This window comes from Pyxidicoccus fallax (genome assembly GCF_012933655.1).
GTDB lineage: Bacteria > Myxococcota > Myxococcia > Myxococcales > Myxococcaceae > Myxococcus > Myxococcus fallax.
Genome location: NZ_JABBJJ010000529.1, coordinates 1 through 5,763, shown reverse-complemented (window position 1 = coordinate 5,763; position 5,763 = coordinate 1). Strand labels below are relative to the sequence as shown.

Genomic DNA, 5,763 nt, shown 5'->3' with positions numbered 1-5,763 from the left:
CTCCTCGCCGCCCCAGGGCCGGGGCCGCCCCCACGCCCGTCCCGAGAAGCCCGCCCCGGACCGCACCACGCCCGATGTGGCCGCCGACGGCCTCCCCAACGTCCAGCTCCTGCGCCGGGGCGTGGAGCGCTGGCAGGCCGGCCACCCGTGGATCTACCGCGCGGACCTCAACGGCGACCCCGCCCTCGACGGCGGCGAGGTGGTGCGCGTCACGGACGGCCGGGGCTGGTTCATCGGCAAGGCCTTCTATTCGAAGCAGTCCAAGATTTCGCTGCGCTGGCTCACCTACGACGACGTGCCGGTGGACGCGGACTTCTTCCGCCAGCGCATCCAGTCCGCGGACGAGCTGCGCCGCCGCGCGCTCCCCGGTGAGAGCACCTACCGCGTCATCCACGGCGAGGCGGACGGGATTCCGGGCCTCGTCGTGGACCGCTACGGCGACCACCTCAGCGCGCAGTTCCTCGTGCCCGCCACCGAGCAGCGCAAGGCGCTCCTCGTGGACCTGTTGCAGGAGCACTTCCGCCCGCGCGGCATCGTCAACCGCTCGGACGTGGGCGTGCGCAACCTGGAGGGGCTCACCCCGGAGAAGGGCCTCCTGCGCGGCGAGCTGCCCGGGCCGGTGACGTTCCACGAGGGCCTGGTGCGCATGAGCGCGGACCTGCTGGAGGGCCAGAAGACGGGCGCCTTCCTGGACCAGAGGGAGAACCACGTCATGGCGGGGCACTACGCCCACGGCGAGGCGCTGGACTGCTTCGCTTACGTGGGGGGCTTCGCGCTGCAGCTGGCCACCAAGGCGAAGTCCGTCACCGCGATTGAAATCTCCGACGCCGCGGCGGCCCAGCTCCGGCAGAACGCCGCCGCCAACAAGCTCGGCAACCTGGACGTGGTGGTGGCCAACGCCTTCGACTTCCTGCGCGACGCGGTGGACGAGGGCCGGCACTTCGACACCATCGTCCTGGACCCGCCGTCCTTCGCGAAGAACAAGGACGCCATCGCCGCCGCGCTGCGCGGGTACAAGGAAATCAACCTGCGCGCCATGCAGCTGCTCCGCCCCGGCGGCATCCTCATCAGCGCCAGCTGCACGTACCACGTGGACGAGCAGGCCTTCGAGGACATGCTGGCCTCCGCCGCCGCGGACGCCCGCCGCCGTGTGCAAATCATCGAGCGCAGGGGCGCGGGCAGGGACCACCCCGTCCTGCTGAACCTGCGCGAGACGCGCTACCTCAAGTGCTTCGTGCTCCGCGTGCTGTGAGGTAGCGCCCGACCCACCACGTCGACCCCGGCCCGGGAGACGTGCGAGAACAAGAGAGCCATGCGGACGCGGGACTGGGACGAGCAGGAGGACGAGTCGCCGACGGGAGGCACCCGCGAGAAGGAGCGCGCGCTGAAGGAGACGCGCTCCGTCTACCGCCAGGCGGACGCGGCCTACGCTCCCTTCTCGTGTCCGGCCAGCGGCGAGTGCTGCCAACTGGCGCGCACGGGCCGCCAGCCGTGGCTGTGGCAGCCCGAGTGGGAGCTGCTGGTGAAGGGCCGCCCGCTGCCTCCCCCACGCGAGGACGGCGGCTGTCCCTACCTGGACGCCGCGGGCCGCCGTTGCACGGTGTACGCGGACCGGCCCTTCGGCTGCCGCACCTTCTTCTGCGAGCGCATCCGCGGCCCGGCGCGCCAGCCGGCGGAGACGGTGGGCGCCCTGCTGGAGCGCCTGGAGCGCGTCTCCCAGCGCGTGGCCCCGGCGCTCAAGGCCCCGCGTCCCCTCCTGGAGTGGCATGCCGAGGCGTGGGCCGCCGCGCCCCCGGAGGAGTCATGAGGGCACCGCCGCGCGGCGTCCGCCTCCATGGCGCATGCGGCAATACATGTTTCATGAATACATATTTCATGGACCATGCGTGCGTCCGGCACCCGCTCCCGGAGCGCTGGAGACCCCGTGTCTTCTCTCCAGGACTCGCGGCCTCACGGGAATTCCAGAACACCTGTCTTCCAGGCGTGCGGAAGCGCGGATCAGGTTGGCCGAGGCAGTGGTATGCCGTGGGTCAGGCTCCGGCGGGAGAGGGACGATGAGGGCGGCAGGACAACGGCGATGGCTCACCGTGGTGGTGTTGCTCGCGGGCGTCGCCGTGGGCTGCCAGAGCGACGGCAGCGGCGCCGTCGCCAACGCGCTCCTCAACACGGGCATCGCCATGAGCAGCGCCGCGGTGCAGCGCGCCTCCGGAGGCTGCTACGCGGTGTGCCCGGTGGGCACCGCGTGTGACACGCACACGGGCTACTGCGAACCCCTGCCCTGCCGTGGCCAGTGCCGCTCGGACGAGCGCTGCGTGCAGCTCGGAACGGGAGAGCGGTGCGAGTCCCTGGCACTGCCCGAGGGTGGCCTGGACGTCCACCCCGCCCCTTCACCCGCGAAGCCCTCGGATGCTCCCAGGAAGGAGTCGGTGCCTTCTCCGTGATTTCTCCCCGCTGGCTCGTCGCACCGCAGGAATTCAAGGGCACCCTCACCGCCGCCGAGGCCGCGGAGGCCATGGCGAGGGGCATACGTGAGTCCTCTCCGGAGGTGGTGCTGGACGTCGCGCCGCTGGCGGACGGCGGCCCCGGCACCGTGGACGCGCTGTTGGCGGGCACCCGGGGCGAGCGTCGCCAGCAGGTGGTGCGCGGGCCGCTGGGCACGCCCGTGGAGGCGAGCTGGGCGCTGCTGGACGAGGGCCGCGTCGCGGTGGTGGAGATGGCGGCGGCCTCCGGCCTGTCGCGGGTGCCGCCCGAGGCGCGGGACGCGCGCGGAGCCTCCACGTACGGCACGGGCGAGCTGATTCGCGCGGCGCTGGACGCGGGCTGCGAGCGCATCATCGTGGGCCTGGGCGGCAGCGCCACCACCGACGCGGGCACGGGCGCGCTGGCCGCGCTGGGCTACCGCTTCCTGGACGCGCGGGGCCAGCCGCTGCCCCCCGGGGGCGCGGCGCTCGCCGGGCTCGTCCAGGTGGACGCGAGTGGCCGGCACCCGAGGCTGGGCGCGGTGGAGCTGCTGGGCGCCACGGACGTGACGTCACCGCTGCTGGGGCCGGACGGGGCGGCGCGGCTCTTCGGCCCGCAGAAGGGCGCGGACGCGGCGGCGGTGGAGGAACTGGAGGCGGCGCTGGCGCACCTGGCGGCCGTCGTCGGCGACAGGGCGGTGGGCTGGCCCGGCGCGGGCGCGGCGGGCGGCTTCGGCTTCGGGCTGGTGTCGCTGGTGGGCGCGCGGCTGGTGCCCGGCTACGAGCTGGTGGCGCGCGCGCTGGGGCTGGAGCGGCGGGTGCTGATGGCGGACGTGGTGCTCACGGGCGAGGGCCGCTTCGACCGGCAGACGTCCATGGGCAAGGGCCCCGGCGGGCTGGCGCGGCTGGCCCGCGAGCACGGCACGCCGGTGGTGCTCTTCGCCGGCAGCGTGGAGCGCGAGGACGGGCTGGAGCTGGAGCTCTTCCACGAGGTGGTGGAGCTGGCCGCGCAGGCCCAGCCCGGGGAGTCCGCCTCCAAGGTGCTGTGCGAGGCCACCGCGCGCTGGGCCGCGGCGCGCCTCAACGGCGGACGCTAGCCCGGGCGGCGGCCCCGCCTCACTGGCTCGCGGGCCGCACCGAGTTCAGCAGCGCATCCCAGAAGGCCAGCTTCGCCTCCTCCTGCTCGAGGCTGGTCTCCATCTCGATGGTGAACTTGGGGTGGCTGGCGGAGTCCTCCTTGCCCGGGAAGCTCCACAGGAAGCGCAGGCGCTTGCGCTTGCCCTCGCTGGTGCGGACGATGAGCTCCTCGCCGGGCAGCCCCGCGACCTTCCGCGCCCCGTACTTCTGGGTGACGAGGTCCTCGTCGGCGCCGAGCGAGTCGCCCGCCATGGCCATCGCGTTGGAGAGCTTGTCCATCAGCCCCTGGCGCCGCACCTCCTCGACAGTCTCGGTGCTCACCTTCAGCTTCAGGCCCAGCGGGTGCCCCTCGAAGCGGCTCTTCGCCTCCTCCATCTCCCGCATGGGCAGGGCAATCACCCCCTGGCGCAGGTAGAACCAGTCCTTGCCTCGCGCGGGCAGGGGCTCCTTCGCGTCCCGGAGCTGGTACGCCGCCGCCACGTCCGTCAGGCGCCGGGCCCACTCCTGCTCGCGGTCCACGTCCCCGTCAATCTGCATCCACACGTCCACCGGCCCGCGGGCCATCAGCCCGCCCCACGTGCCAATCTCCGGCTGGTCGAACCGGTGGAAGAGGACGCCCCGGACGCCCACGGCGGGAAAGGGGCGCTGCTCGCGGATGGTGCCCTGGGCGTCATCCGGCAGCTCCCGCTGCGACTTGAGCGCCTCGATTTTCGCCAGGCGCGCCTCGAAGACGCGCTTGCGGGCCTCGTCGTCCGGCTTCTCCCAGAGCCGCTCCTCCACCTCCACGTACTGGAACTGGAAGGTGTCTCCCAGCCGCGTCATGGACGCGGGGACGTCCAGGCAGAAGCGGCCCACACACTGCCGGACGAAATCCTTGGATGGCTCCTGGCTCATTTTCGACTCCTCCTGGGAGGTACCGTCCCGCGAGCAGGCGGCGAGCGCCCACCCCAGCATCAACACCGCCGTGGTGCCCTTCATGGGTCGTCCCACCTATTTGCCGATGCGCTTGCGTATCTTCGTCTTGCCGAACCCCTCGATGACCGAGAAGGTGAACTGCTGCACCTCCTTGCTCTGGTACGCGGGCTCGTGGGCGATGCCAGCGAAGGCCTTGTTCTCCAGCTTCATGGCCTTGCCGGAGGACTCGGGCACCGTGCCGTCGCCCGCCCCCGAGGGAAGCTGCAGCTTCACCTCCAGCTTCGCCTCGCCGTTGGTGATTTCGGTCTCGAAGCCGCCGCGAAGCTTCCACGTGTCCGTGCGCTTGAAGGACTCGTAGCCCAGGACGAAGGCGGCGTTGATGAGTCCCCGCCGGGAGGCCCGAAGCACCTTCAGGGCAATCAACGAGTACTCCCCCGCCTTCTTCAGCCACCCCGTGCCGGACAGCTTGTAGACGACGCGGTCGGTGGTGAGATGGCCGGTGCCGGAGCCGTGGAACGCCTTCGCCGTGTAGTTGGGATTGAGCCCCGTCTTCTGGTGGAAGGCCTTGGCGATGGAGACGCGGCGCGTGAAGCCGGACCAGATGGTCGCCTCGGAGAAGCGCGGGTCCTTCTTCTTCCCCGGGTTCAGGTGCGCGGGGTTGACCAGCCGCCAGTACGCGTCCTTGTTCTTGTAGATCTCCTCGTAGGGGTCGCCGTTCTTCGGGAGGGCCTCGATGAGCTTGTCCTCCTCGTCGTGGAACCGCAGCCACCCCGCGGAGCCGTCATTCGCCGTGTAGTCGCAGCTGGGCAGCAGCTGGAGCCCGCCGGGCATGTTGCCCAGCAGCGCGGTGACCTCCTCGCCGTTGGTGCCGAGCACCCAGCTGCCCACGTAGTCGCCGGCGAACTGCTTCACGCCGTCCAGGCTCTTCGTCATGTGCTGGGGGCGCTCGAAGCCGGCCTTCATGCGCCAGTAGGCGGCGGCGGCGCCCGTCACCGGCTGCACGCCATGCAGCACCCCGAGCACCTTCGCGTTGGCGCCGTGCTCCAGGCAGGCGGAGCGGGCCACCAGACCGCCCATGGAGTGCGTCACGAGGATGACGTGCTCGCAGGGCGCGTTCTCCCCGATGACCTTGTCGATGAAGGCCTTGAGCTTCTTGCCCGCCGCGGAGTTGGACGCCGTCCAGTTGTAGCCGAAGGCATAGACGGGCATCTGGAAGGCGCTGCCCACCGCCTTGCCCCACCCGCCCGGAGAC

General features: G+C 71.7%; 6 protein-coding genes. 4 read left to right on the top strand and 2 right to left on the bottom strand.

Annotated elements, in window-relative coordinates:
• The 4 genes from HG543_RS50805 to HG543_RS50790 form a co-directional block, all read left to right on the top strand.
• A partial coding sequence (locus HG543_RS50805; RefSeq protein ID WP_246357889.1) for a class I SAM-dependent rRNA methyltransferase occupies window positions 1–1,252 on the top strand: 1,252 nt, incomplete at its 5' end.
• 60 nt (window positions 1,253–1,312) lie between these two features.
• Entirely contained in the window at window positions 1,313–1,807 is a 495-nt protein-coding gene (locus tag HG543_RS50800) for a YkgJ family cysteine cluster protein (RefSeq protein WP_169352205.1), read from the top strand.
• 247 nt (window positions 1,808–2,054) lie between these two features.
• A complete protein-coding gene (locus HG543_RS56055; protein WP_169352204.1) occupies window positions 2,055–2,441 on the top strand; it encodes a hypothetical protein in 387 nt (128 codons plus the stop codon).
• The gene (locus HG543_RS50790; protein ID WP_169352203.1) at window positions 2,438–3,556 is read left to right on the top strand and encodes a glycerate kinase; all 1,119 of its coding nucleotides are present in this window, start codon (window positions 2,438–2,440) and stop codon (window positions 3,554–3,556) included. Before HG543_RS56055 ends, HG543_RS50790 begins: the two co-directional genes overlap by 4 nt.
• 19 nt (window positions 3,557–3,575) lie before the next feature.
• Here the strand turns inward: HG543_RS50790 and HG543_RS50785 are convergent, their stop codons facing one another.
• Both HG543_RS50785 and HG543_RS50780 read right to left on the bottom strand, forming a co-directional pair.
• Entirely contained in the window at window positions 3,576–4,574 is a 999-nt protein-coding gene (locus tag HG543_RS50785; protein WP_169352202.1) for a T6SS immunity protein Tli4 family protein, read from the bottom strand.
• Window positions 4,575–4,586: 12 nt separating this feature from the next.
• A partial coding sequence (locus HG543_RS50780; RefSeq protein WP_169352201.1) for an esterase/lipase family protein occupies window positions 4,587–5,763 on the bottom strand: 1,177 nt, incomplete at its 5' end.

Excerpts from the sequence above, each read along its gene's own strand:
- HG543_RS50800 (WP_169352205.1), top strand. The coding sequence starts at position 1,313 with ATGCGGACGCGGGACTGGGACGAGCAGGAGGACGAGTCGCCGACGGGA.
- HG543_RS56055 (WP_169352204.1), top strand. The coding sequence starts at position 2,055 with ATGAGGGCGGCAGGACAACGGCGATGGCTCACCGTGGTGGTGTTGCTC.
- HG543_RS50785 (WP_169352202.1), bottom strand. The coding sequence starts at position 4,574 with ATGAAGGGCACCACGGCGGTGTTGATGCTGGGGTGGGCGCTCGCCGCC.